Raw genomic sequence first — 25,551 nt, forward strand, 5'->3', positions numbered from 1 at the left:
TTAATTTTTTTCGTTAATCATCCATTCCATTTGTATCTGGTTCCAACGCAAATTGCCTACGATCTAAATTAGCTCTTGATCAGGATGAATACGAGTTTGGTTTAAATTTCCCATCGCCGCTTTTTGACTTGAAATAACTGCACCAATTAGCAATATTATAGCGGCAGCAACAAGCACCAATGTGGCCAAAAGAAGCGATAGGCTGTAGCTATGCGTCACTTCCAACACGATTCCGGCTCCGATGGGACCGAGTATTTGCCCGATACCAAAAAAGCCCGTCATCAAAGCAATGGCTCTATTCCCACTGGATGGTCTAGACATACGAGCCGCGGCGAGAGCAAGCATGGAAATGCCCATAAACGTGCCGCCAAAAAGGATAGACCCTAACGTTACGCCGAATATATTGGGAAGCCATACCGGCAGTATGACCCCAACGGCCTGAAGGACAAGCGCAATAATCAACGGTTTGATGTAATCGGCTTTACTTGCCAACCAGGACCAGAACACGGTTGATGGTACCGCCGCTATCCCAACGATAATCCAGCTATAGTCGGCAAAACTTGACACTTGAGGCATTTGCTTAACCATGGCTACAAGAAACGTCGCGCTTACTATATAACCCAACCCCTCGAGCCCATAAGCAACAAGAAGCCAGGCGAAGATAGCTGGATTTTCCGCTGATAAACTCGGGGATTCAGCATTTTGAACAAAACTCGAGGATTGGTTGCATTTGCAAGGAATTATTCCGGCTAAGATCATGGAGTTCGGAACATTGGAAGGCATCCTTGGATGTATTCATGCGGGTCTCGGGGTATCCCTGTTACCTCGCTCGGTGGTTGAAAGAGCCATGGTCCAATATAACTTGCGCATTCATCAGATTTCGGATAAATCCTATTTAACACCAACTCTATTCATACGCCGTAAAGATACTTATGAAACTGCAGCTATGTCCGAATTTATCCGGATTTCAAGACAGAGGTTCAACTCCCCCTGACGTCTTTAATCCTGATGTTGGCACTGTATAATGCCGAATCACTGGTCACCTTGAACGACGGATATGCTCGATCCGCTTCCAGCTTCAATGTATTGTCAAACAAGCTCTCCTGCTGCTTGTCGATCAGAAAAGTAAACTGTTTTACCGTAATCGTAATATCGGTTTCAAGCGGTTTCTCAAGAATGTGGATGACCAACACCCCATTGCACCCGCAATCCTCGGTATCATAAAAAAGCTTAAAAAAACCGGGACGTCCTGCCAAACTTTCCGCTAGTTTTTCTTCCGTGTAGGCATCAATTGAAATGATCACCTTCAGTCCCTCCATCCGTCTTCAATTTTTTGGTTCAGTAGCTTTAACGGTGTTTTTACATTATAACACGACCTCGGTTGCTTACAGCTTGAAAAGCGTTGATTAAAGTGAGCTTATAAGTATTAATATAAAAAACCCATGACTACAAAATTCAGCCATGGGTTTAAATTTATCGGTGTACTAATCAAAGACATTCGTTGTTTTCGCGTCGCGATTCAGGCCAGGGAGACGATCTCTTAGAAGTTGCTTGCCGTCGTTTCCAATTCCGTCATCATCCCAACAATTTCGATGCCATAAGTGGGGCTGGTCGCCCATGATCCGCCTAATGCTTCCACCGTAACGACCTGCCCCAACAAACCTGGAAAGTGCCTTGGATCGGGTGTATACGCTTTAGGATAACCTGGAGCGCCTGCGTACAGGGCCAAGTGATCAATCTGCGCCTGAACCCCTTCCTGCCAACTGAAAAAGCGCTGATGTGCCAGATGATCCGTGTCGGAGCCGCCTACCTGCGTTTTTAAGCCGGCCGGATTATTAAACGTTTCATCCAATAAGCCGCCAAATTTTCCAAAGCCCGTTTCCTTTGCAGCCTGGCAGTACACCACAACCGGATCGACGCCCGCTTCGAGCGCCTCCTCCCAGACAATATCCGCTAGATCTATGAACACGTCCGTCGCTCCCTTGGCCCTTGCCCATGCTTTGGCTTGCTCGACAGTAGCCCTTGGAGCGGACAATATGTAAGTATCGCCGGACGTGGTCCAATCCTCGGCATTGTCTTCTGGCGGTGCAGCGTTGCCTTCTAGCGGTGCGGTGTAATCTTCTGCCGGTTTGGCGGTGTCTTCTGGCGGTTTGGCGATGTCTTCTACCGGCTTCTTGTAAGACAGTGTAACGGTATCGTCGGCGGAGCTCCACGTAATATCCATTCCGGCAAGTTCACTCAAAAATCGTAAAGGGACATAGGTTCTTCCCTGAAGTAACATCGCGCTAGTATCCATACTTATTGGCATCCCGTTGACAACAGCGGAGTTGTCGCCGATTTTCAATTCGACATTCACATCGCCTTTGGATAAAATAAGCGTTTTTTGAGTCACGCTTCCCTCCCATTTCACGTAAAAGCTCAGGGATTCTGCCATAAACCTGACGGGCACCTGTATTCTGCTGTTTGCATCCATATACGGTTTTGCATCCGGAAAATTAACTTCCGAGCCATTGTAAATCAAACGGATGTTGCGTTGGGTAGCGCTATTCGCCTCATCAAGTTGAGGCGTATCGCCAGAAGCATCCGACTTGACGCTTAAATAGCCGGCGCTTGCCCAACCCGTCCGTCCATCCGGCAACTTGACATGGAACCAATCCCCTTCATTGGCCAAAAGGGTGACTTGCGAGCCCTCAGGAATTTTGGCGATTACCTCATACTGCAAGCCGCCGCCGTTTCTAATGTTTAAACTGTCAACAGTAACCGTAGCTATTTTGCCGGTATCCTGCAAAGCCTGCGATTTTGCGGCGTCGGCGGCGTCGGCGGCGTTGGCGGCGTTGGCAGCGTCGGCGGCGTCGGCGGCGTCCGTAGAGCCGCTGGAAGCTTTGGATCCTCCCAGATTGTCAGGCAAACCGTTAAGTTCGGCCATCGTAACAAAAGTGTAGCCTTTCGACCGGTAGTAATCAATAATTTGGGGAAGCGCCTTGACCGTCTTATCCCGTTTTCCTCCCCCGGAATGCATCAGCACGGTGATCTTGTTACTGGAGTTGGACTTCACCGCTTTGAGAATATCGGCAACGGAGCTGTCCGCCGCCCAGTCCCGGGTATCTATATTCCACAGCGCCTCGGCATGTCCCAACGCCTTAATTTCTCCCTTCACCCGAGCCGATGTCGCCCCATAGGGAGGGCGCATCATGGTCGGTGCAGCGCCGGTAATCTCGCGAATCGCATTATCCGTCTTTACAATTTCTTGGCGGGCCTTCTCTTTGCTTAGCTTGGTTAATTCAGAATGACTCCACGAATGATTGCCCAGAGCATGACCTTCTTGTACGATGCGTTTCATAACATCGGGATACTGCTTAACCCTGTCTCCTACTACAAAAAACGTGCCCTTTACTTTGTGTTCCTTCAAAATATCAAGCACCTTATCGGTATATTTTTTGTCCGGTCCATCATCAAAGGTTAACGCCACCATTTTATTGGCTTTGGTCCCCTTTGAGGAGGCCGCCGCCGCGTAATCGGCTCCGGCTGTAAAAACCAAGGCCAGCGCCATTACGGTAAACACAACAAGTCTGAACCAATGATGCCTTTGCTTCATTTCCATTGACCTACTTTCAGCAATATTATTTTATGTACTAAAATAGTATATATAGTAATTGTATCAGAGTTTTAGAGAACTAGTAGCTAAATTGTAAAACATGAAATTGGAGCAAATGAAAGACTATCATATAATCTATCATAATTGCAAATTAGACGCAGTATTCCGTACAAAAATAGAGCGCATTATTACAAGCACAAATTTATGGCGCTCCCGCATCCCATTAACGTACGATATTGTTGGATCAGTTCAGTACAAGTGGAGGAGCAGCACCTTACCAATTCCGAATATGCAAAAAGCTCCTGAATCTCCACGACGGGAAACCCAAGAGCTCGTTTGTTTAAGCTGATGCGGTCGAGAGGACTCGAACCTCCACGGGGGGTTAGCCCACACGGACCTGAACCGTGCGCGTCTGCCAATTCCGCCACGACCGCGTGTTTCGTCGATGCATTGTTTTGCAGCAACGAAATTTATAATATCATGCATCTCCAGAAGAGTCAACAAAAAATTCACACCCGCAGCAGCAGTTCAAAAGTGGTTAAGCACATAAACCCGCCAAATAAGATTCCAGGATTTTTTCCAGCCTTTCCGCCGGCAGCCGGTCCGGCTGCATGGGCTGCATGATTCTATGCACGACCAATCCGTCGATGAGCGCAGCCGGAACTGGTCGTGAACACAATTCTCGATGTATTGCCGGGGCGGTGAAACCTGATTCTAACAAAATCCTAAATTTTTCTATAAATTTCCTTGATTTTCTATTAATAAAAGCGCTTTAATAGATAGTAGTACCTGTGAAAACAGTAGATTAAACAACCGTGAACTTCATCGGCTACGGGCAGGCAGTTCAACGGATGAAGCACAAACGGACAGGTTAGGAGGCCTAAAGTAGAAAGCCGTCACCTGCTTTAGAACTTGAACTCCTCCACATTTCCTTATTACGAAAGGAGTTATAATCATGAAGGCTGCTAGGATGTCTATGGTCATGATTTTAAGCCTCGTGTTGTTGCTTGCGTTTAATCTCACTGTATTTGCCGCCGAACCCGAACCCGGAACCGGAACCGAAACCGCGAATCAACCTGATGTTATTAACCATCTTGTTAAGGCCGAACCAGGGGTTGACGTTAGCGAAGCCAATCAGCATAAAATTGTCAGTGATTTGGATAGTATTGAAAGTTCTCAACGCATAGCCTCACATGCCGCCCGTACACTTGCTAAAACAAGCACCGTTTCCGCCACAACGGCCACTTATGCCACTTACACGGGGGTATTGGCCAGGGAAGGGGAGTCCGCGTACTTATACCCCATTTATGTACAAGCCGGCGAAATATTGCAGGCCCAGCTCGACCTTCCCCGCTCGGAGCAGCTGGACTATGATCTGTATTTATATGAACTCGATGCGTCTACAAATACCCCGGTTGCTCTAATCGACTACTCCATCTACGGCACCTATTTTAACAATTATAGTTACGGAAGATCCACCATTTCGGAAAATGTCGGAGTAAACAACGCTTCTGCGTCGGAAAAAGCTTATTTGCTTGAAGTTCACGCCAAAAAGGGCGGCAGCATCAATGATCCGTTTTATCTGACCGTTGCTATAAGTAGGGTGTACGACAGCTTCGAAACGGACGAAAATGCTTTTCATGCTTATGGGATCACGGTAAATACGGGCGGGTCCTATCTCTCCAGCCGTTCGCTTAACTCCATCGTTGATAACGACTGGTATGTACTGACCGTGCCAAGCAGCCGGAATTATGATGCCATGAATATCACTTTAGACAGCGCTTCTGCCGCGAAAGGTTATAAAGCGGAGGTCTATGCGGTGCTGAGCGACAACCGGCTGCAGTTAATCACGCCGGCCAACAATAACGTACAGCTAGGCACCGGCTCATATTATCTCCGCGTTTATACCACAGGGACATACTCTGAAACTACCAATTATACTTTGGCCCTGACGCCCGTATTGCGAGCCGAAAAAATTCAGATTACCGGATTCAACTCGGACGGCGGACCTAACGATTATCCATCTTATTATTACGGAAAAAAATATAGAATCACCGGACGAACATTTACGGTGAACGGCAAGGTTTCCACTGCGGATAATGTTCCGGTTGCGAACACAAGCGTCATCGTCCTTTGGGAAAATCCGTATTGGTCCGAATCCAGCGGTAACCGCACGAGAGTCGGGTACGCGAATACCAACAGCGCCGGAGAGTTTTCCGTAACCCTGAGTTTACCGCCCTCGACGGGAAGCATCAGCAATTATTTGCCCGGTCCGATCAGCTTCACCCATTATTACGATATATGCGGAGTAATCGCGGCGGTAGCCGACAATATCGACGTTAATGCTCAGCAAGAAGTTTATCATTTTGCGTACAGCATCTACGGAGGATAAATGAGATTAAGTTAAAAGTATGGGAAAATATGCCGATATATTTATGTATATCGGCATATTTTTTTATGGGGTTGTACAAGGAGGTATAACATGAAAATCGAAAGTAATGCGATCTCATCGCTTCCTAGACTCTACACTCAAAATCGGGATAACAACCAAGCGAACAACGAATTGAAACTGGAAACGGGCTTCGCCCTGCCGGGGCACGACAGCGTGGAAATCAGCGAGGCGGCCAAGCGGCTGGCTGAAGGGGTTAGCAGTCGCGAATTGCCTGTAGGCGCGATTAAGCACCATTCGATAAGGCCGTTTTTTACTGCTGAAATTGATACTTCCTTAGAGCAATTGCTTAAAGGAAAAGCGCCGGAAGTGGAAGAAGCCGTAAACTACTTAATTAGCTCCAACTTTGTTCCGGACGGCTCCGTCGCGGATGAAAGCAAACGGGCGGCGCTGCTTGAGAGCGGTCTGTCTCAGGCGAAATTTATCGCGGACAATTACATGACAAAGGGCGAAGCGGCCGATTTCCTTGCCACTATGGATAAGATCGCCGCATATGCCAAAACGAGAACGGTCGATCCAAAGACCGGCCAGGCAAGCTATATCGATATCCCCCGCAAGCCTGAAGGAGCGCCTGATGATTATGTCAATATCGACTCCTTGATGAAAAAATATGATCCGGAATCCGCCAATAAAATAGCCGAGATTCTCAAAGATGCGGTGAATGGCGGCAGCGGCGCGGGCTTTGCGGAAATTCTGCGGGAATTTAATCAGAAGCTGGCGAAGAATCCGCAATGGTCGAACAGCTACCGCGCTGAAAACAACCATTTGAATTCGGTTTTGAACAACACGAAAATCGACAATCGGTTTGCAGGCGCCGACACCTCAGATATGGCAACGTTCTTAGAAGATATGAACAGCAAGTTCCAGAATACAGCCTTTGAGAACAAAGACTTTTTAACAAGAAATATAGAGTACTTCGCGCTTATCCTCGGAAAGCAGATATGAGAAACCGGCCCGCAAATGGCTTATACAGCATTTGCGGGCCGGTTTTATACTCGATCGCAGGCGAAATCATATTCTTATTTACTATATGCTTTTAGTTTGGCAGCCTCGCTAACAGCAACATCGATGTCTTTGTGGATATCTCTACCTGCAAAGGGTCCGCCCTGACCGAGCCATAGAAAAAATTCCTTCGTTCCTTTATTCCCAGTAACCGGGCTGTTCGTGATACCCAAAACGCGAAGCCCGATGCTTTCTGTAAAACCGACAAGCTCTTTGAGAATTTGTCGATATATTCCGGGATTGTCTATTATCCCAGTTCTACGGATTTGCGGATCCGCAACCTCAAACAAAGGTCTTACCAAGCAAAGCATTTCACCGTCTGGTTCCAGCAATCGAATTACAAGCGGAATCGCCTCCTTCAATGACAACAACATACCATTTTCTCTGGGATTCATATATATTTTTATATTCACCATCCGTATTTATAAGTTGACTGTGCTGACCATCTTGCACAAGTTACTCCCCTATGTATATTATTTAGTCCGGCCAATGAAATAAATAGACGAATAATCAGTCTTACTATTAGAAAGATCGTCGCTGTATTGATAACATTAGCTAAGCAGGTATAAACGAATTTAGAATCGTTATTAGAATAGTATAAATAGTTGGCACCGGTAATATTTTTAATGGTACAATTATGAAATCCAATGTCGTATATTTTTTTGATTTAAGCATTTTGCCTCCAATATTTAAACCTGAAAAACAGCCCTTCCTCTTTCGGGAAATATACTCTAATTTCTGCATTAACTCTAAGTCACAATAATAAGCCCTTACTTGAGCTACATAATCAAAAAATTACATTTGCACATTTAACATTGTCAAAAATAACTTCAAATTCCAACTTCCAATACTTTACAAACAAAAACTTACTCCAAATCAAACCATAAGTCAATAATTATTATTTACATTTGCATAAAATTATAAGTCATAAAATCATCTTAATGCTTAAAATACTGCACATTTTTATGTTCAATTGTTTATTTCTTTTGACTTTTTGCACAATTCCACTTCTATGTACTGCCAGTAAAATGATGGTGGTAAGCTTTTTCGGGATTTTTTATTAAGATTGTTTCTTAAAATTTGCATATACAAATGAGATCAATAAAAAGCAAATGCAGTAACAATAAAGGATACTGTGTTCAAATTTGACAATTGCTCACCGCTTTGTAATTATATTCACAAGTTCTGTGCTGTAAATAATGGGAGGATGGAAAAATGAGTTTAGAACGGAAACTCCCGGTAGAGTACCCGGGAATCAATTGTTACCCTTATTATGCCAACCCTTTGGCGATTATGTCTGCTACAGGTGAGGAATTTATGCCCTGGATGTTAAGCAACTTTATACAATTATCTTCTCACCCAGAGGGCTCACATCTTAAGCTTGATTTCTTTCAACAATGGATCACGTGGGTACCTTACTATTGTCCTTTTCTGGATGTGCAAATCATCAATAAAGAAGTACTGGGAAATTTCAATGCCATTTCGTTTATCGTGAATTGTATTAATTCAGGATACTATATTCATATGAAGGTGAATCATAAATTCCTCTCGGCTTCCAACCTTAAATGGTATAAACAAGCTGATCATGCACATGAATTACTGATTTATGGCTATGACACAAATATGCAAACAATAAAGATTGCAGACAATTTCGGGGGCAAGTATAAGTTTACAACGTGCACTTTTGAAGAATTCGATCAGGCTTATTCGAGTCCGCCGATTTATAACATCGATAATTACGAGAAGGTACTTTTACTCAAACCTAAACAAAATGTAAAATTTCAATTTGATCTGCTTAAAGTCAAAGACTCATTAGAGGACTTTTTGGCATCGAGAGATACCCGAATACGGGACGATCAAAGTTTAAGTTGGGCCAAAAATTTAACTTTAGGTGTAGCGGTTTACGATAAGGTAGTCGAGTACTTGTTTCTATTAATCGAGAATAAGGTTAGCATAGACCTTAGACTTTTTCATGTTTTATGGGAACATAAGAAATGTATGATAGACAGAATTAGATATATGGAGACGCTAGGAATCATAAGGAACCCGGACATCGCTAAAACTTACCAAGAACTTGAGAGAACCGCTCTAATTTATCGAAATCAAATGATAAAGCAAACTATGAGAAAAGACACTAAAAAAATCAATGAAATGATTCAAGGCGTAAAATCCCTTTCTATTACTGAAATAAGCCTAATTCATAAAGTGTTAGAGCAAATTTATGTGAACGTTAAACAAGAAGAACATATTATTCTTGGGAATTCAAATCGTTATGAACTGAAATGGTTTTTAAGCTAACTTCTTTAATCAGTTCTTTTATGATCGACTTACCAAGTAAAAAACGGCAAATCGGCTTAACAACAAATGCATCCCCCCCAAGCAAAGCGCTCGAAGATGATTATAGCGTTAAACAAGGCGATCGAACAGGGTAACCGTCTCGATCGCCTTTACTTATTTTTTTCTTATATAAAAATACTAATAAACGCCCCAAAAAAATTAAGGTTTATAATCAAAATCCGGAATCGAATGCCATCTCTTCCTCAACTCGTGTGCGGCGGATTTCGGTTTGCGGTCGCGGGTAAAGACCCCTTTCTTGTTGCCCTGAACCCGAATAATATTTTGGCTGGTATGGAAGTCGGCGAAATTCCAGACGTGTTCCCCGGCGAAATTGCCGCACTCGTCGAAAACCTCATGATTTGCCCGCAAAAACTCAACCTGGAATTCTTCGGTGAACATGACGGGGTCGATATCGTGGAACCCGGCGATCGTATCCGCGCCGTACTCCGTCATGATGATCGGTTTATCCGGGCAGCGTTTTTGCCAACCAGCGAATTCCTGGCGGAGCTTAGCTTTAGCCAGCTCCCACTCCCCGCCCTCCACATACCAGCCGTAATAGCGGTTTAAGCACAGAACATCCGCCAAATCCGATACTTTGCAGTGCTCGGGGCTCCCTTCCTGCAAGGTCACCACGGTGACCGGGCGGCGCTGGGGGTCGCATTCCTTCGCCAGCCGGAACAGCGGTTCGAAATACTCTTACGCCCCGTCCTCCGCCGTCGCCGGTTCGTTGGCGATCGACCACATCACGACGCATGCGTGGTTTTTATCCCTAGCGATCAATTCGCGGATCGCCTGCCGGTGCGCCTCGTGGGTTTTGATTTCCCGCCATGTGTCCCGTTTCGGGCCGCCCGATTGAACCGCCATAAAGTTCAAATGCAAGCCGACGGCCGCCACCTCGTCGATGACGACGAATCCTTCCCGGTCGGCCAAGCGCATAAGCTCTTCCGAATACGGATAATGGGACGTACGGAACGAATTGGCGCCGATCCATTTCATCAAACGAAAATCCATCACATTGGCCGCCTCGTTGAATCCTCTGCCGTGAATCGGGGAATCCTCATGCTTGCCGAATCCTTTAAAATAAAACGGTTTTCCGTTGATGAGGAACTTGCCTTTTTTCACCTCCACGGTGCGGATTCCGAAGGGCTGCTCGTATTCGTCGATCGTCTCGCCGTTTTGCCGCAGCTCGATTTTCAGCGTGTACAAGTAAGCGCGCAGCGGCTCCCAGAGCTTTGCTTCCGCGACAAGCAGGCTGCCTTGCGCCCCTTCCCCCGCCGCGACAACGGCTCCGTCCTCATCCAGGATACTGACCTTTGCTGCGGCCGTCCCGCCGCCGATGTCCGCCTTATAATGCACCGCGGCGGAACCGTCCGGCCGCAGGTCGGATACGATTTCAACATCCCGAACGTAGACCCAAGGCGTCGTATAGATTTTGACCGGCCGGTGAAGTCCCGCGTAATTAAAGAAATCGAAATTCGGACGATTGCGGACGATTTTGCCGAGACCTTCCACCTCTTGCTCCGTATAGTTGCCGACGGGCAGCGTCGATTCATCCAGCACGTTATGGACCGCAACGGTAAGCCGGTTTTTCCCCGCGGCCAAAAGTCCGTTGATTTCCGCCTCGAACGGCGTAAACCCGCCGACATGCGTGGCCGCCAGCCGGCCGTTGACGTACACCTTCGCTTCATGCGTGGCCGAACCGAAGCGGAGAACGATCCGCTCTGAGGAAAGCGCGCTCGGCACGGCGAATTCCCGCTCGTACCAAACCCAGCCGACATGATGGCGAATCTCGGCGCTAACGCCCGCGTCGTTGTACGAAGAAGGAACCGCCATCGGGATCGTAGCGGAGAGCGGCTGTTCATGCCATTTCTCGGCGAATCCGCGGCCGGGATCGAGTTTGAAATTCCATATTCCGCTTAAATCAATGACCGACCGGGAAGCGGTTACAATAGGGTAAAGCAAGGAAATCCCTCCTATTTGGAATCAATGATTTTCTGAATGCGTTCCTGGGCGTTTTTAACGGTCGTATCCAGGTCCTGGGCCGACAGCATCATCGCGTCGAATTCTTCCACAAACACTTTTTCCAGTTCCGCATGGAACGGCACCGCGACCGCCGCCGTCGATTGCTTCGTATTTTCAAGAACGTAGAGCAAGGAATCCTTGTCGATCATTTCCGGGGTTTTTGTGCCGGCAATAATACGATCGATGACTTCGTTCATATTTGCTTTCTTCCAGGAAGGGAAGTATTTCCCTTGCAGCGTAATTCCCTCCGTCGTGTACCAGCGGATGAACGTGTACGCTTCCTCCTTGTGTTTCGATTTGCTGTAGATCCCCAACACATCGCCGCTGACATTGCCCGAAATCGAATCTTCCTTGTTCACTTTTGGAAGGGGAGCGAATACCGTTTTGAACGTGGCCGGCACTTGTTCCGTCCCCCCGGCTTCCGGAACCAGGAACGAGCCCATCGTAATCATACTGGTTTCTTGATTAAAATATTGCGGACGATAGTTCAATTTCTGGCTGACGACTTCGGCATACGGCGTCACGATGCCCTCCTTCTCCCCTTGCAGCCGGAGCTCCAACGACTTGCGAACGTTCGGCGTATCCACGTTCGCTTTTGTTCCATCCTCTGTGGTTAGGTTTGCGCCGACAGCTTGATTCATATTTTGAATAAAGTACGCCTGCGTGGCCCAACTATGAAAATAAGTTCCGTATCTTGTTTTGCCGCCATCGGTTTTCGTCATCGCCTTGGCATACTGCATATACTCCTCCCACGTCCAGTCCTTCGGCAGCTCAAGCCCCGCCTCTTTGAGGTGGTTTTCATTGATGAACACCATCGGCAGGACGGATTTGCCCGGCAACCCGTACGTTTTTCCCGCGATTCCGGTATCTACCGTATACTCGTCCGCAAGCACGACGCCTTCCTTCTCCAAATAGCCGTCGATCGGCTCCAGCATGCCGAGCTCCATGCGCTGGCTGAGGTAGTTCATGTTGCCGAACATCATCACGTCCAGATCCTCCCCGGAGGCGGCCGCCAGATCAAGCTTCTTGTAATATTCGTTGGAATTGTTGTCTTCCGCGGAAACGAACTCCACTTTAATATTCGGATATTTTTTTTCAAATTCCGCGATGGCAACATCCCAATTGTCGGTTTTCTTCGGGTACCAGGTATGCAGTTTGATGGTTACCGTACCGTTCTCCGGCGCGCCGCCGTTCGAACCGGCCCCCTGCTTCTGACTTTCTCCCGAACCGGAAGCACATCCCGAAACGACGAGCGCAAGGATTGCCGACGCGGCGATAAAACGAGTCCATTTTCTTTTCAACATGCGATTTCCCCCTTGGTTTGTTAAAATTCGTGATCAAAAGATGACTTTTTGATTTCCTCTTTATCCTTTGACACTTCCCGAGGCCACCCCTTCAATGACTTGCTTCTGGCCTGCGATGAAGATGATCAACAACGGCAAGATTGCGGACACGGCGCCCGCCATCATAAGCGAATAAAATTCGCCGTTAAAATCGGCAAATTTACGGATGCCAAGCTGCAGTGTAAACAACGAATCGGTACGCAGGAAGATAAGCGGGTTCTGATAGTCGTTCCAAGTCCAAATGAAACGGAGAATCATATAAGTCGCAAGCGCAGGTTTGACCAGCGGCAACCCGATCCGGAAAAAGATTCGCCAGTGATTCGCTCCGTCGATCCTTGCCGATTCGATAATTTCGTTATGAACCCCCATGAAAAACTGCCGCAGCAAAAACGTCCCCAGCACCCCCGAGCCGCCCAACAGCACAAGGCCAAGGTGATTGTCGAACAACCCAAGCCAGCGAAACATGATAAATTGCGGTACGAGAATGGCTTGATGCGGAATCATGTACGTGGCCAGCACCAGCATAAACACCACGTCCCGTCCTTTGAAATTAACCTTGGAGAATCCGTAGGCTGCCATGGCGGAAATGATCAAAGACAATGCGGTCGTCAGCAAGGTCACTTCGATGCTGTTCAGGTAATAAAGCGCGAACGGGATGCTTCCAAGCCAGACCTGGCTGTAGTTTTCAACGATTTTCCACGTGCTCGGGATCCACTGAATCGGATAAGTCATCACCTCAAGCTCCGGCTTGAACGATGCCGACAACATCCACAGGAACGGCAGGATAAAGAAGATTCCCGCGATGCCCATAAGCGCCGTGATGATGACCCGGTTTAGACGTATGGATTTCATGTTTAACGGCCTCCTAATAATTTACCCACTTCTTCTGTCCGACCCATTGGATCAGGGTGATGAACAAAATCAGAATTAAAAGAACGATGCCCATGGCGGAAGCATATCCGGATTCCAGATTCACGAAAGCCGCTTCATACAGGTAGAACACGATGACAGAGGTCGAGCCGGCCGGCCCGCCGTTCGTCAACACCATAATCAGGTCAAACACCTTGAAAGATCCCACCACCCCCGTAATCAACAGGAAAAAGGTCGTCGGCGACAGCATAGGCAGCGTAATGCTGAAGAATTGGCGGAGCGGCGAAGCACCGTCCACGTCAGCCGCCTCGTAGAGATCCTGGGGAATCCCTTGCAGTCCGGCCAGATAAATGATCATGTTAAACCCTAGCGAAGTCCAGACCATGATGATCATGACGGCCAGCAGCGCATAATTCGGATCCGCCAGCCACATCGGCGGGTGATCGATGCCGATCGACCGCAAAAAACCGTTAATCGGGCCGCTGTTTGGATGAAACAGCACTCTCCAAAGCAAAGCGATCGCCACAATACTGGAAATAAACGGCATAAAATAAATGACTTTGAAAAAACTCTTAAAGTACGTTCCTTTGTTGATCAGCGCCGCGAGCACCATTGCGATGAACATGGACACCGGAACGACCGCGATCAACACCACGTTGTTCCGCAAGGAGCGGTGAAACGCTTCGTCCTGAAACAGATTGATATAGTTGTCCCATCCGACGAATTTCAGTCCGCCGATGCCAGCAATGAAATTCCAGTCCGAAAAACTGATCACCCCCGACAGCAGAATCGGAATGACGACCAGCGTCATTGTCAGAGCGAGCATCGGTAAAATAAACAGATATCCGGTAACGGTTTCATAAAACGCTTGCTTTCGAGTCACCTTCATCACCTCATTGTCGTTCTCTGTTTCTCCCTCATTATAGGCGCGGCGTGTCCGGCGCACATGGAACGATTTTTTCTAATCGAAAAAAAATTTGCGATATTTTTTTCCGCTTAGAAAAAAATGTTGAATGAATCGGCCCAAGAAATGCTTTAATATTTCCTTATAACACAATCGATTCATTGCGGCCGAGGTGGTGGACAACAAATGGGAATAAGGCTGAACTTCAAGCATGTGTCCCTGCGGAAAAAACTGATTCTTACTTCAATCGCCTGCCTTGTACTGCCTGCGCTCGGCATGCTTTACACGACCGGCGTTTATTCCAAAATCATTATTCGCGAGCATACGCTGGGAAAAGCGAGGCAATCGCTTATGATTGTACAGTCTCAAGTGGAATCGATATTGGAAGAAATGGTTTCCATATCGAATTTCGTGCAATTTGATCCGGAAATTAAAACGTTATTGGAAGAGGCGAAAGAAAGTCCGGTCGCCGCGCGGCAGCTGACGACCCGGTTGGAGCAAATCGCCGGCGAGAAGCGGGACCTGCGCCTGACTTTACTGACGAGGGACGGCCGGGCCTATTCCGATTACTCGTTCTATGACTTTGAGCCGCAGCTTTTTTTCCGGGAGGACTGGTTTTCAAGGGCGGAGCACCTGACGGCTTACGAGACGTTGTTTTTAGGCGGACTCGAAAACTACCTGCCTCCGCTGTATCCTGAACAGAAGTACGTGTATATGACCGCACGGGCCTTGACCGAGACCGTAAATAAACCGCCGTTTGCCTATCTCATGGTCAGCCGTACGGAAAACACCATCCGTGAGCTTTTTGCCGGTATGGAGGAGGACGTGTTCCTGCTGGACGAAAACAACCGGATCATCTCAAATCGGAATCCCGATTTGATCGGAAGCCGGTTTGAGAGCGTACTGCCGCGGGAGGTGCCCGCTTCGCCGGAGATCATTCAAGCAGGCGGAGAAAATCAATTGTTTCTTTCGCTCCCGCTGCGTTTTTCGGGATGGAAGCTCGTGAGCGTGGCTCCTTACGAGCAGCTTACGGGAAAATTAAACGGAATGTATCGAACGATGTTAATACTGCAAGCCATGTTCGCGATCGGCTTTTTGCTCGCCCTAACCTATTTGTTGCGGCGCTTCACCAGGCCGGTGCTGGCGCTCGGGGAAGCGGCGAAGAAAGTGGAGTCCGGGGATTTGAGCGTGCGTTCCAACATTCGCGGCCCCGATGAAATCGGCCGGCTTGGCCGTTCGTTCGACTTTATGCTCGAATCGCATCGAGCAAATCCTGACGCAAGTGAAGATGGAGCAGGAATTAAAGCGTCAAGCGGAAATGGCGATGCTGCAGGCGCAAGTTCATCCGCATTTTCTATTTAACGTCCTGAGCTCGATCCGCTTGAAATTGCTGATGAAAGGCGATGAAGAAACCGCCCTCGTCGTCGGTTCGCTGTCCTCGTTGCTGCGGGCAAGCCTTTCCAAGCAGGATGAATTCGCCCTTCTCTACGCCGAAATCGAAACGGCCAAGCAATATACGGACTTAATGAAATTTACCACAAGATTTCCAATCGAGACCCGTTGGGAAATTCATGCCGACCCGTTTGCCGTTACCGTTCCGCGTTTTATCTTGCAGCCGATTATCGAGAACGCTTACAAACATGGATTTTCCCGGAGCGGCGGGATGATCTCGGTCAAGGCGCAGAGCGCCGGTTCCTCCTTAAAAATAACGGTTGAAGATAACGGCCAGGGCATGACTCCAGAAACGCTTGAAGCATTAAAAAAGCGGCTGAACTTCCAAAAGCGGGAGCTGATTGAGCAAATGGCCCTAGGAGAAGAAATCCCGTCCGCCGGAATCGGACTGTTTAACGTTTACAGCCGCTTGAAATTGCTGTACGGGGATCGGTTCGATATGGACATTCAAAGCGAACGGGGCCGGGGCACCAGCGTGGAGCTGCTGTTGCCGGTCGAGAAAACGTAAGGAGGATGACCATCATGTTTAAAGTTCTTATCGCTGACGATCATTATACGGTATTGGAATATTTGAGCGCCGGCATCCCCTGGCCGAACCTTGGCCTGGAATTGGCCGCCGTTTGTTCCGATGGCGGCCAAGCCTGGGAGGCTTGCCAACTCCATCGTCCGGACATTCTCGTTACGGATATCGGAATGCCCGTGATGGACGGCCTGGAATTAATCGAAAAAGCGAGCGCGCTCAACCCTCGGCTGAAGGCGGTCATCTTGTCTTGTCACGAAGATTTTCACTACGCGCAGTCGGCCGTAAAGCTGAACGTAAGCGATTATATTTTGAAGGAAAGTCTCCGGATCGATCAGGTCGTTTCCGTACTGGACCGGTTGACGAATCAATTGACCGAGGAAAAACGCTTGGAAAACGACCGGAACCAACTCCAAAACGTAGTTCAGCAGAATTTATCCGCTATACGTTCCCGATTCATCCGCAAGTTTCTTGAACAGCCGGTCTGGAACGAAGTGGAATGGGCAAAAGAATTTCAAAATTTCGGAATCCTTCTCCGGGGCGGCGTTCCTTATCTTCCGGTTGCCGCCTGGCCGGAACGGGCCGCTGAATTGGAAATCCGCTTTGGCGGAGCCGTCAACATGCAGTTCGTCATCGATAACGCCTTGCAGGAGTTAGTCCGGTTGAGCGAGAGCTTTATATTTGTGCTGAACGAACAGCAATACCTGTTTTTGTTCCCCTTTCCCCATACGTTAAAACGAAATCTTTATGAGGACGTGCGGGAAGAACTGCTGCGCGTTCAACAACAGATGTATCAACATCTGCGCGTCGGCATTTCGTTTGTCCGCGGTGAGGTCAGCGGCGATTTGCTCCAATTGAAAAAAGAAATTCAGCGGTTGTTTGACGCCAAAACGTTCCGTTTCTATGCGGGCGAGCGTATCTATGCGAAAATGCTGCCTGTGGAGACAACGAAAGAGGACATCTTCCTGCATTATTCCAAAGCCCTGCAGGAGATGAAAGATTGCATTGTTGCCGGGGACAAGGCCCGGATATCGCTGGCTGTCAAGGAATGGAAAAAATTTATCGAAAGCAGAGTCTATCCCGTCGAAGCCGTTAAATGCTGGGTGCTGAAAATGACCATGGAGCTCCAGCTCAAGTACACCGTCATGCAAAACTTCGTCACCAGCTTCAACACCGAAATGCTGCAGCGGAAAATCGCTTCGATCGAAACGCTGGACCATCTGCTGGAATGGCTTCAGGCATTTCTCGAAAAAAAATCCGTCGAAATAGAGGCGCTGCGGGAACAGACCGTACGCCGGGAAATTGCCGAGGCGCAGCGATACGTTCAGATCCATACGGGAGAGAAAATCGCGATGGAAGAAATGGCGCATCGTCTAAACCTGAACCCGTCTCATTTCAGCCGGATTTTCAAGCAGGAAACCGGGGAAACCTTCGTCGAATTTGTTACCCGTACGAAAATGGAAAGAGCGCAGGAATTGTTGAACCAGTCCGATTTGAACGTTGCGGAAATTTCCGAGCAGCTTGGTTATGAGCATACGAGCTACTTTATCAAGCTTTTCCGGAATTTCGCCGGCATGTCCCCGAACGAGTTCCGGAAGTCGATTTAGCTTGTTCTAAATTGAGTTTACTTATTCAGACGATGCAGCAGGCGAAAAAGCTTCCAACCCCACTCAAGCAGTGGTCTGGAAGCTTTTTTGAAGATTGCGGAATTCGCAGCTTAACTGTCGTAGAGACAAAATCACCCTATGCTTTGACGAATAATTGCAAATCATACAACTAACTTATATCTATCTACCCGATCATTCGTTGTAATTGCACTTCATGCAATTATAACCTCGTCTCTCCCCCTATTCTTCAAAAGATAGCGGAGTAATTGTATGTTTTACAATTACCCGAGCGCTGTGGCCGCATTGCCCGATAAGTAACTGTCTATTTTGCAACTATTCCATTCAACAGCAGACCAAGAGCAATGAATCGCGGCTTTACCCCATTACATCAACGCTTACCCAAGCCCCACCAGCATTGGCCGACTTCTCTTCCGCTTCGACCAGCGCGACCGAGGCGGCGGCGCTTTCCGGCGTGCAAATGACGAGCGGTTGATCGTGGATAATCGCCGCGATGAAATGCTTCAACTCCCGGTAATAGCCGTCATCCGCGGGCAGTTCCGGCTTAAAGCCCGGCTGGTCATTGGGATTTACGGTTACGGAGCTGCCGTCGAATACGATGTTCCCCCGTTCAAAGTTGACCCGGTAGCCCATGTAAAAACCGAAATCTCCCTCCAGCGTCCAGTCAACCTGGGCGTTGATCACCTTGCCGTCCGGGTAGGCGTAATGGGTGGACGCGATATCGTAGCCGCTGCCCGGGATGACATTGCGCCCGATGGTCGACACTTTCTCCGGGGGTCCAAACAGCCACTGGATCATATCGGCATCGTGAATATGCATATCCAGCAGAGCCGCACCGCTTAATTGCTCGGTGAGAAACCAATTTTTCGGCGCTCCCGAGCCGCGGTAGAAATATCCGGCCGTCGGCTGGCCAAAACGTTGGTCCTCAATCACTTCTTTCAGGTATACGTAACCCGGCCAAAAGCGCAGGCACTGTCCGATCATCAGCTTGCGGCCGTGCTTCTTGGCGGTTTCCGCCATTTGGCGGGCATCGGCGGAATAGCGGGCCATCGGCTTTTCGCAGAATACATGGTACCCGCGTTCCAGAAGCGAGCAAGCCATCTCCGCATGCAGGTAGGTGGGAACGGCCAGATCGATCATATCGAGCTGCTCTGCGGCAAGCATTTTCTCCACATGATCATACAGCCGGTAGGAAGACAGATCATAAATCTCCTGTCCCGTCGACATGTTGCCGTTCGCTTTGCTGTCCTTCAATTCATCGATCCTCAGATCGCAAATCGCCGCAAGCTCAATCGGCTCCCCTTCGGCCATCAGACGAACATAATTGTCAAAATGCATCCGGCCCATAAAGCCGAAGCCGACAAGACCAATTTTCAGCATCGCGCTGCCTCCTTAAAGTACGCGTTCAATAAAACTGCCTCTTAAAGTTAATAAGCCTCTTTTCGTCCCAAAATGGCATCCATAGCCGCCGAAGTATTGAAAATGATCTGTTCGGAATAATGTTCATAATGCGGGATCATTTCGGCCGTGACGTAATTGGTGTAGCCAACCTCGCGCAGCGCGGCCACAACGGAGGGGTAATCTACATTGCCCGCCAAGAGGTCCACAAATCCATGCAGCCCGCCGGCTTCGCGGCGGTAATCCTTGAAGTGCACCTTTTTGATGCGCGGCCCCAGGATGCGAACCCAATGCTCCGGATAACCCGCGTACAGAACATTGCCGATGTCCAAATAGGAACCGACATAAGGCGAGCCCACGGCGTCAAGAAAACCGCGCATTTCCAGCGGCGACAACAGGAATTTGTTCCACACATTTTCGATGCCGATGGAGACGCCGGCCTTCTCCGCTTCCCCCGCCAGCTTGCCGATCGCTTCCAAAGCACGGTCGTAAGCTGTGTCGTAAGGCACCACCTCGGAGCCGGGAATGAAATCCACGCCGACCGCCCCTGGAATCACCAGAATCGCGTCAACTCCAAGCGCCGCCGCCAGCTCCAACTGCTTTTTGCAGATATCGGACGCCTTGCTACGGACTGACACCTGCTCGCTGGTCATGGAATAAGACCAATACAAGCCGGTAGCCAGGCCGCATATTTCCAAACCTGCGTCCTCCACCTGCCGGCGGATTTGGACAGCCTCTTTTTCCGTAATCTGCAGCCCAAGCTCGCCTTCCTCATTCAAGGACAGTTCAATCCCTTCAAAGCCGGCCGCCTTCGCCAGGCGCGCGCTTTCCGCAATGGTTGTCCCTTCGCGGAACGACCAGATGTTAATTCCCTTCTTCATCGTCCTTCCTCCCTATTTTGCATTTTTCCGTTAAGGTGATACCATAGTTATGAATTTTGTTTTTTTGTGTTTATACACTCATTATATTGACTCCAAGACATAATTTATTTAGCGAAAAAAGTTAATTTTTATCTCATTCCGTGATTTTGTGAGCAAGGAGGTTCTTTCCCGTGAGTGAAAATCGCCCTTTATCCGTAAAAACGCGCACCGCCCCCTTCACGGCCTGGTCGCCCAACATTCATTACGCTCAATTTCAAACCCTCCCCCCATGCCGGTTTCCCGTAAGGAGGCTGTACGATTTCGAGCTGCTGTACGTCTGCCATGGCGAAATGGCCACGACCATGAACGGGCAGCGCTATTTGCTTTCGGCCGGGCAGCTCATTTTCCTGCCGTGCGGGGTCTACCATCAAAACGAAATTGTTTCCGTGCCTGAAGCCAAGCTGATGGGCATTCACTTTGATTTTTTCAGCGATGTGACGATTCAAAAGGAGGAGGATCTGCTGATCCCCGAGGAAGGAATGGTATGGGACAAGCTCGCCGCCGAGGCCGTGACGGGAACGGATCGAGGGCTGGCCTTTTCCGCGGATCCCGTCTATTCGCCGTCTGTGGAGTGCGTTCAGGCGATGGAACAGCTTATCCATGAATTTGCCAGGCGTTCTCTGGGGTTTGAGCTGGTATGCAAGGGGTTAATGTTGGAGATTTTGGCGCATTTACTGCGTTCCCAAATGGCCCGCCGGATCGCCGGGGTTTCGGAGCATGGAGAGCGCATCAAGCGCCTGGCGGAACGTATCGACGCCGCTCCTGCGGAGGACTGGTCGGGCAGACGGATTGCCGCCGAGCTGCAGATGAGCGTGGATCATGCCGCCAAGCTGTTCCGGCAAATCATCGGCGTGCCTCCCGGGGAATTCCTGCGCACCGTCCGGCATCGCGAGGCATGCAGACTGCTTCGGGATACGGACTGGACGATTGAAGAAGTAGGAGCTCAGGTGGGGTATTCCGATATTCATTATTTCAGCCGTTTATTTAACGCAAACGAAGGAATCTCGCCGCGCGCTTACCGCAAGCTTTCACGGATTCTCTAAAGTACGGATTTGGCGCAAAGCGAAAAAAGGCCCTACGGCCAGCTTCATTCGCTGCTGCCGCCCGAGGACCGGCGAAGCATCATGGTGTAAGGTACGATCAGTTTGACCGGAACGGTATACCGGTTGTTCAGGTAATCCAGCAGCATTTTAACGGCAAACATGCCCATTTCCAGCTTGGGTACATGGATGGTGGATAAAGGGGGCGAGGTAAACTCCGATATTTCGATATTGTCCACACCAAAAAAAGCGATATCCTCGGGAATTTTCAGTCCCTGCTCGGCGGCCGCCCGCATCGCGGCAATCGCCATCATATCGCTGGCGGCAAAAATAGCCGTTGGCCGATCGTTATTTTTCTCGAAGGCCTGCTTGGTCAGCTCATAGCTCAAGGAAACATCCCATTTTACATCGATCACCCAATCTTCCTGGACGGGTAATCCGGCCTCCTGCATCGCGCTTTGGTAGCCGAGAAAACGTTTTTCGCTGCGGAAATCGTCATCGAGCTCCGCGCCGCCGATATAGGCGATCCGCCGGTGGCCTTGGGCAATAAGATATTGCACGGCTTCTTTCGCCGCGGCCGACCGGTCGTAGCTGACCACAGGGATCTCCTTGTCCGCCAGATCAATCCCCACGATGATGCCGACGTTCGCTTTCAGCCACTTGTACGCCTCCTGCTCGATCCGTTCCACAATCAGCAGTCCGTCAAGGCGGCGTTCCTTCACCAAAGTTTGCAGCTGCTGGAGGTCGCCTTGCTTTTCCAGACTGTGCACAAACTCCAGACGCATTCCGGAAGCGGCCAGTTCTTTCTCGATCCCTTCCAGAATAATCGAAAAATAAGGATTGTTATATTTGTTCTGGGGCATCGCTACAACGCAACCGACCCGGAAACCGTGTTTGGGTTGGTTCTTTTTTGCCTTGGCGGCGCGCTGCGAATGATAGCCCATTTGCTCTGCCGTTTCCCAGATTTTCCGCCGTGTTTCCTCACTCACCGAGTGGTTGGCATCATTTTTCATTACCCTTGAAACCGTTGAGATCGACACTCCCACCTGTTCGGCTATATCTTTTAATCTCGCCATTTTTGCTGTTCCTCTCTACAATCCCGCTTCAAGTAATAAGGACATTTTATTTATGCAACTCGCAAAGAAAATTGCGCAAAGTTGCGGCAAACTCATTTTATAGTTCATGCCATGATATGTCAAGTTCTTCCTGATTACCTGAGTTAGGCGGAGGCGGGCAGTTTTAGATTGGAAAAATCCAATAGAATGACGGTAATAAAATGCCTTTCTGAACTCTCATTGGAAATATCCAATAGATTTCGCTCAAGTCGCCCGATTTGCGCCCTGCTGAGTCTGATCTATTGGAAATTTCCAATCAATCGGCCGTATGACCACTCAAGTTCCCATTCTATTGGATAAATCCAATGAGAATGATGATACCTCCCAGTTTCACTGTCAGAAAATGCCTCTCAACATATATTCATACTACGCAGGGAGGAAATAGGGAAAGGACCGGACCGAAAGGCCGGCCCCAAATTAAATGCAAATCCGATCCAGCATGACGGTAACGGCCAACAAATCTGCCGACCCGCCAGGGCTGATATTTCTTTTGATGAATTCCTTATCCATAAGAAGAACCATTGATTTGCCCGCTTCCGTCAGCACCCCTCCGGCTTCCAAAACTCGGCGGGCATACTGCCGGACATACTCCAGCGTATCCAAATCATGTCTTGCCACAACATTCGTATCCTCATTAACAGCCATTAAGTGAAGCAGGGTCTGCACGCAGATCTCGTTCATATGGTGCGTGTTCGCCGCCTTTAACTGCCGGAAAACCGGGAGTGATCCGTTTCTGACCGTGGGAAATCCCCTTTCCACTTCTCCGCGTATCCCCTTTAAGCCGTATTTACGGTACAGCTTCTCCCCGTTGGAGAGTCCTGCGGATTTGTTCATGGATGCCAGCTCACTGCGGCTTAACCCCTCCGTCATGTTGGCGATCAGTCCGCAGAGTTCTTCCGCATCCAGCAGTTCCGTTTCAAGCACCGCCATGAGGTGTGCCGCAGCCGCGCATAAGATCCCGAGCGAAAATACAAGACCTTTATGGGTATTCACGCCTCCCGTGGCTTGAAACATCGTCCTTTCGGCTGCAATTCCGACAGGGCGCAATCTGCGGAACAGTTCCTTAGGATGATCTCCCTGAAATTCCGTGCCCAGCAGCGCGCATTTGACGAAATAGCCGGATAAGGCGGCCGAACTCTCCATAAAGGTGAAAAAGTCCATATCCCGGTGAGCGCCGCAATTAAACCGGTCAACCAGGCCCGGTTTCGGGCTGGAGGAAACTTCAAGCAACAGCGACAGCAACGCCGTCTTTTCCAGCTTCCCGCTAATTTCCGTCTTCTGCATTTTCATCGATAGACATACTCCCCTTCTGTTTCCCCCACTTCCTTGATGGTTTTCCCGCAGCGAATATCGGCCCGCGTACCGCATGCTGCCTGAAAATAGGCATCAGCGATAGAACGAATGGCGTACAAAAGTTCATTTACGGAATGGGCCTTGCTTCTTCCGCAAATGTGCGCATCCTGCCTGCACAACAGACACTTTCGGCGTGGATAACCCAAATCGCTTCTCGAAATGGGTTGACCGGCTCTTCCCAGAACGTCAATATCAAGCAATCTGCCGAGAGGGTGAATCGTCTCTGTTTGAACGGCAAACTGCTTCAGGATCCGTTCATCCGCATTGACAATAATATATCCTTCGGGACCTGTGATCAGGTCGTCTATCTGTTTAAAGACCAGCTTCATATCGGTCCCGGCAAGCCGCTCAAGCAACGCATCGTAACCTTCCCGAAAAATCCGCCGGCTCATTAAAGTCGATTTCCTGGGACCGGGAATATTGACCGTCATGGAAATCAGCGGCAGCGAATGGGTCAGGAGGAGTTGTCTCTGTTTTGCCGCTCTGCGGTCCCGCGCTTTCAGCATCTCTTCCAGCGTAACTTCAAACTCATCATCCGCATCTGTCATCGCAATTCTCCCCGTATGCAACGAATGACCTCACCGGCCTCGGGTGACTGCAGGAACCGGTAAGTGGTCTCCGGAACAAGCTCTTTCACCGCAGTCACATCCCCCTTCCGGATCAGCTCCCGCACCCGTGATGCGCTTATCGCTTCCTGGCCGTTGCAAATCCGGGGCACTTCCTCCACTTCGATCCCCCATGCAGGAAGCAGCTTTTTCATGACTCTGTTATAGGTTCGGGTTACTTTACAGGAGGGTTCCTCCCCGACAAACCGCTTGGTGATCCGCAAATGGGGGGCGATATGCCGGGAAAACAAGGTCAGATCCAGCTCGGCATGGACCTCGGCCGCATCCGCATCTTTTTTGAGGAAGTAAGACGGGAAGGTCGCGGCGGATATAATATAGTCCCGCCCTTGGTGAAGCACCACGTTGGATAGATGCCTGGTGCCCTCCTCAATCAGCCTGTATCTGATTTCCTGCGGAAACACGGACCGGTCTTCCCATATCACGAATACGTGAAGCTTTTGTACCCTCGCGGCAGCGTATTCGATCAAATACCGATGCCCCAGCGTAAAAGGATTGCCGTTGAGAACTACCGCGCCTGCATTATGAATCTCTTCCACATGAACTTCATCCCCGTACCCGCACTCTCTCCCGATTTCATCCAGATACCGGCTTAAGCCATCCTTCCGGTTCTCCAACAGAACAGCAGTAGGTGTCTCGACAACGATGTGAAAGCCGAGTTCGGAGAATATCATCTTGTTCTTGGGTTTCGTGAACATAAAGAGACGGGATCGGCCTCTTCTATACTGCTCACGGATCAAGTGGTTCATAATACGGGCGGACAATCCCCTGCCTGCATACGCTTCGTCTACAGCGATGCATTTCAGCACCCTTCCCGAAAAAGCTCCCGTTGCGACAATACGTCCCTCCTCTTCAATCGCCATAGCGTACTGAATGTCGTTATCCAGCGTAAGACCCCGGGTTTTCAAAAAAGCAATCAGTCTGTCCTTATCCCTGCCCGACTCCAGATTGAGAACCTGCTCCTCCATTTCCAATATCCACAT

General features: G+C 49.2%; 21 protein-coding genes, 1 tRNA gene and 1 pseudogene. 8 read left to right on the forward strand and 15 right to left on the reverse strand.

Annotation, left to right across the window (positions count from 1 at the left end):
- Positions 1–63: 63 nt before the first annotated feature.
- Positions 64–783 (reverse strand): YbfB/YjiJ family MFS transporter, encoded by a 720-nt coding sequence (locus DYE26_RS10980; protein WP_227872645.1) that lies wholly within the window; start codon positions 781–783, stop codon positions 64–66.
- On the opposite strand from DYE26_RS10980, the gene DYE26_RS10985 reads away from it, so the two are divergent.
- Positions 758–994, forward strand: a complete 237-nt coding sequence (locus DYE26_RS10985; RefSeq protein ID WP_082207845.1) for a LysR substrate-binding domain-containing protein — start codon at positions 758–760, stop codon at positions 992–994. The two genes, DYE26_RS10980 and DYE26_RS10985, sit on opposite strands and share 26 nt — an antisense overlap.
- Here the strand turns inward: DYE26_RS10985 and DYE26_RS10990 are convergent.
- The 3 genes from DYE26_RS10990 to DYE26_RS11000 form a co-directional block, all read right to left on the reverse strand.
- Positions 981–1,304 (reverse strand): iron-sulfur cluster biosynthesis family protein, encoded by a 324-nt coding sequence (locus DYE26_RS10990; RefSeq protein WP_240534154.1) that lies wholly within the window; start codon positions 1,302–1,304, stop codon positions 981–983. The two genes, DYE26_RS10985 and DYE26_RS10990, sit on opposite strands and share 14 nt — an antisense overlap.
- A gap of 236 nt (positions 1,305–1,540) precedes the next feature.
- The gene (locus DYE26_RS10995; RefSeq protein WP_051985548.1) at positions 1,541–3,601 is read right to left on the reverse strand and encodes a polysaccharide deacetylase family protein; all 2,061 of its coding nucleotides are present in this window, start codon (positions 3,599–3,601) and stop codon (positions 1,541–1,543) included.
- A gap of 343 nt (positions 3,602–3,944) precedes the next feature.
- Positions 3,945–4,029 (reverse strand) — tRNA-Leu (locus DYE26_RS11000).
- Positions 4,030–4,550: 521 nt separating this feature from the next.
- Here DYE26_RS11000 and DYE26_RS11005 point away from each other — a divergent pair.
- Both DYE26_RS11005 and DYE26_RS11010 read left to right on the forward strand, forming a co-directional pair.
- Positions 4,551–5,987 (forward strand): hypothetical protein, encoded by a 1,437-nt coding sequence (locus DYE26_RS11005; protein WP_036624072.1) that lies wholly within the window; start codon positions 4,551–4,553, stop codon positions 5,985–5,987.
- 90 nt (positions 5,988–6,077) lie between these two features.
- Positions 6,078–6,989, forward strand: a complete 912-nt coding sequence (locus DYE26_RS11010) for a hypothetical protein (RefSeq protein WP_036624073.1) — start codon at positions 6,078–6,080, stop codon at positions 6,987–6,989.
- Positions 6,990–7,063: 74 nt separating this feature from the next.
- On the opposite strand, the gene DYE26_RS11015 is transcribed toward DYE26_RS11010, so the two are convergent.
- Positions 7,064–7,441, reverse strand: coding sequence for a hypothetical protein (locus tag DYE26_RS11015; protein ID WP_127463407.1), 378 nt, complete (start codon positions 7,439–7,441; stop codon positions 7,064–7,066).
- A gap of 820 nt (positions 7,442–8,261) precedes the next feature.
- Between DYE26_RS11015 and DYE26_RS11020 the strand changes: the two genes are divergently transcribed.
- Entirely contained in the window at positions 8,262–9,344 is a 1,083-nt protein-coding gene (locus tag DYE26_RS11020; RefSeq protein WP_036624075.1) for a hypothetical protein, read from the forward strand.
- Positions 9,345–9,542: 198 nt separating this feature from the next.
- Here the strand turns inward: DYE26_RS11020 and uidA are convergent.
- The 4 genes and pseudogenes from uidA to DYE26_RS11040 all read right to left on the reverse strand — a co-directional run bounded on the left by uidA (position 9,543) and on the right by DYE26_RS11040 (position 14,507).
- Positions 9,543–11,345 (reverse strand): annotated as a pseudogene (gene uidA, locus DYE26_RS11025) (beta-glucuronidase).
- 11 nt (positions 11,346–11,356) lie between these two features.
- The gene (locus DYE26_RS11030; protein ID WP_036624076.1) at positions 11,357–12,709 is read right to left on the reverse strand and encodes an ABC transporter substrate-binding protein; all 1,353 of its coding nucleotides are present in this window, start codon (positions 12,707–12,709) and stop codon (positions 11,357–11,359) included.
- A 60-nt stretch (positions 12,710–12,769) separates the two neighbouring features.
- Entirely contained in the window at positions 12,770–13,600 is an 831-nt protein-coding gene (locus tag DYE26_RS11035; RefSeq protein WP_036624077.1) for a carbohydrate ABC transporter permease, read from the reverse strand.
- Between the two features lie 13 nt (positions 13,601–13,613).
- Positions 13,614–14,507 (reverse strand): carbohydrate ABC transporter permease, encoded by an 894-nt coding sequence (locus tag DYE26_RS11040; RefSeq protein ID WP_036624078.1) that lies wholly within the window; start codon positions 14,505–14,507, stop codon positions 13,614–13,616.
- Positions 14,508–14,708: 201 nt separating this feature from the next.
- Here DYE26_RS11040 and DYE26_RS11045 point away from each other — a divergent pair, with 201 nt between their 5' ends.
- From DYE26_RS11045 to DYE26_RS11055, 3 genes are read left to right on the forward strand one after another with little or no spacing between them, the layout of a single operon-like run.
- Complete coding sequence (locus DYE26_RS11045; RefSeq protein ID WP_115311210.1) at positions 14,709–15,884, forward strand: HAMP domain-containing protein; 1,176 nt, start codon at positions 14,709–14,711, stop codon at positions 15,882–15,884.
- Positions 15,847–16,482, forward strand: coding sequence for a sensor histidine kinase (locus tag DYE26_RS11050; RefSeq protein ID WP_164815202.1), 636 nt, complete (start codon positions 15,847–15,849; stop codon positions 16,480–16,482). Before DYE26_RS11045 ends, DYE26_RS11050 begins: the two co-directional genes overlap by 38 nt.
- Positions 16,483–16,496: 14 nt before the next feature.
- Complete coding sequence (locus DYE26_RS11055) at positions 16,497–18,101, forward strand: response regulator transcription factor (protein ID WP_036624079.1); 1,605 nt, start codon at positions 16,497–16,499, stop codon at positions 18,099–18,101.
- A 375-nt stretch (positions 18,102–18,476) separates the two neighbouring features.
- Here DYE26_RS11055 and DYE26_RS11060 read toward each other — a convergent pair whose 3' ends face one another.
- Together DYE26_RS11060 and DYE26_RS11065 are read right to left on the reverse strand one after the other, a co-directional pair.
- Positions 18,477–19,499, reverse strand: coding sequence for a Gfo/Idh/MocA family protein (locus DYE26_RS11060; protein WP_036624080.1), 1,023 nt, complete (start codon positions 19,497–19,499; stop codon positions 18,477–18,479).
- 47 nt (positions 19,500–19,546) lie between these two features.
- Complete coding sequence (locus DYE26_RS11065) at positions 19,547–20,398, reverse strand: sugar phosphate isomerase/epimerase family protein (RefSeq protein WP_036624081.1); 852 nt, start codon at positions 20,396–20,398, stop codon at positions 19,547–19,549.
- A gap of 170 nt (positions 20,399–20,568) precedes the next feature.
- Between DYE26_RS11065 and DYE26_RS11070 the strand changes: the two genes are divergently transcribed.
- On the forward strand, positions 20,569–21,480 hold the full coding sequence (locus DYE26_RS11070; protein WP_036624082.1) for a helix-turn-helix transcriptional regulator: 912 nt from the start codon (positions 20,569–20,571) through the stop codon (positions 21,478–21,480).
- Positions 21,481–21,524: 44 nt separating this feature from the next.
- Here the strand turns inward: DYE26_RS11070 and DYE26_RS11075 are convergent, their stop codons facing one another.
- The 4 genes from DYE26_RS11075 to citC all read right to left on the reverse strand — a co-directional run bounded on the left by DYE26_RS11075 (position 21,525) and on the right by citC (position 25,551).
- Entirely contained in the window at positions 21,525–22,553 is a 1,029-nt protein-coding gene (locus DYE26_RS11075; protein WP_036624083.1) for a LacI family DNA-binding transcriptional regulator, read from the reverse strand.
- A 456-nt stretch (positions 22,554–23,009) separates the two neighbouring features.
- Entirely contained in the window at positions 23,010–23,882 is an 873-nt protein-coding gene (gene citG, locus DYE26_RS11080; RefSeq protein ID WP_036624084.1) for a triphosphoribosyl-dephospho-CoA synthase CitG, read from the reverse strand.
- Positions 23,879–24,493 carry a citrate lyase holo-[acyl-carrier protein] synthase gene (gene citX, locus DYE26_RS11085; RefSeq protein ID WP_063836313.1) on the reverse strand — a complete coding sequence of 205 codons (615 nt, stop codon included), beginning with the start codon at positions 24,491–24,493 and terminating at the stop codon, positions 23,879–23,881. The genes citG and citX overlap by 4 nt, the downstream gene beginning before the upstream one ends.
- Positions 24,490–25,551 carry a [citrate (pro-3S)-lyase] ligase gene (citC, locus tag DYE26_RS11090; RefSeq protein WP_036624085.1) on the reverse strand — a complete coding sequence of 354 codons (1,062 nt, stop codon included), beginning with the start codon at positions 25,549–25,551 and terminating at the stop codon, positions 24,490–24,492. Before citC ends, citX begins: the two co-directional genes overlap by 4 nt.

Origin of the sequence: Paenibacillus macerans (assembly GCF_900454495.1) — a bacterium.
GTDB classification, from domain to species: domain Bacteria; phylum Bacillota; class Bacilli; order Paenibacillales; family Paenibacillaceae; genus Fontibacillus; species Fontibacillus macerans.

Excerpts from the sequence above, each read along its gene's own strand:
- DYE26_RS10985 (WP_082207845.1), top strand. The coding sequence starts at position 758 with ATGGAGTTCGGAACATTGGAAGGCATCCTTGGATGTATTCATGCGGGT.
- citG (WP_036624084.1), bottom strand. The coding sequence starts at position 23,882 with ATGAAAATGCAGAAGACGGAAATTAGCGGGAAGCTGGAAAAGACGGCG.
- DYE26_RS11065 (WP_036624081.1), bottom strand. The coding sequence starts at position 20,398 with ATGAAGAAGGGAATTAACATCTGGTCGTTCCGCGAAGGGACAACCATT.
- DYE26_RS11045 (WP_115311210.1), top strand. The coding sequence starts at position 14,709 with ATGGGAATAAGGCTGAACTTCAAGCATGTGTCCCTGCGGAAAAAACTG.
- DYE26_RS11055 (WP_036624079.1), top strand. The coding sequence starts at position 16,497 with ATGTTTAAAGTTCTTATCGCTGACGATCATTATACGGTATTGGAATAT.
- DYE26_RS11050 (WP_164815202.1), top strand. The coding sequence starts at position 15,847 with ATGCTGCAGGCGCAAGTTCATCCGCATTTTCTATTTAACGTCCTGAGC.
- DYE26_RS11020 (WP_036624075.1), top strand. The coding sequence starts at position 8,262 with ATGAGTTTAGAACGGAAACTCCCGGTAGAGTACCCGGGAATCAATTGT.
- DYE26_RS11005 (WP_036624072.1), top strand. The coding sequence starts at position 4,551 with ATGAAGGCTGCTAGGATGTCTATGGTCATGATTTTAAGCCTCGTGTTG.
- DYE26_RS11015 (WP_127463407.1), bottom strand. The coding sequence starts at position 7,441 with ATGAATCCCAGAGAAAATGGTATGTTGTTGTCATTGAAGGAGGCGATT.
- DYE26_RS10980 (WP_227872645.1), bottom strand. The coding sequence starts at position 783 with ATGCCTTCCAATGTTCCGAACTCCATGATCTTAGCCGGAATAATTCCT.
- citX (WP_063836313.1), bottom strand. The coding sequence starts at position 24,493 with ATGACAGATGCGGATGATGAGTTTGAAGTTACGCTGGAAGAGATGCTG.
- DYE26_RS11075 (WP_036624083.1), bottom strand. The coding sequence starts at position 22,553 with ATGGCGAGATTAAAAGATATAGCCGAACAGGTGGGAGTGTCGATCTCA.
- DYE26_RS10995 (WP_051985548.1), bottom strand. The coding sequence starts at position 3,601 with ATGGAAATGAAGCAAAGGCATCATTGGTTCAGACTTGTTGTGTTTACC.
- DYE26_RS11040 (WP_036624078.1), bottom strand. The coding sequence starts at position 14,507 with ATGAAGGTGACTCGAAAGCAAGCGTTTTATGAAACCGTTACCGGATAT.
- citC (WP_036624085.1), bottom strand. The coding sequence starts at position 25,551 with ATGTGGATATTGGAAATGGAGGAGCAGGTTCTCAATCTGGAGTCGGGC.
- DYE26_RS11030 (WP_036624076.1), bottom strand. The coding sequence starts at position 12,709 with ATGTTGAAAAGAAAATGGACTCGTTTTATCGCCGCGTCGGCAATCCTT.
- DYE26_RS11035 (WP_036624077.1), bottom strand. The coding sequence starts at position 13,600 with ATGAAATCCATACGTCTAAACCGGGTCATCATCACGGCGCTTATGGGC.
- DYE26_RS11010 (WP_036624073.1), top strand. The coding sequence starts at position 6,078 with ATGAAAATCGAAAGTAATGCGATCTCATCGCTTCCTAGACTCTACACT.
- DYE26_RS11060 (WP_036624080.1), bottom strand. The coding sequence starts at position 19,499 with ATGCTGAAAATTGGTCTTGTCGGCTTCGGCTTTATGGGCCGGATGCAT.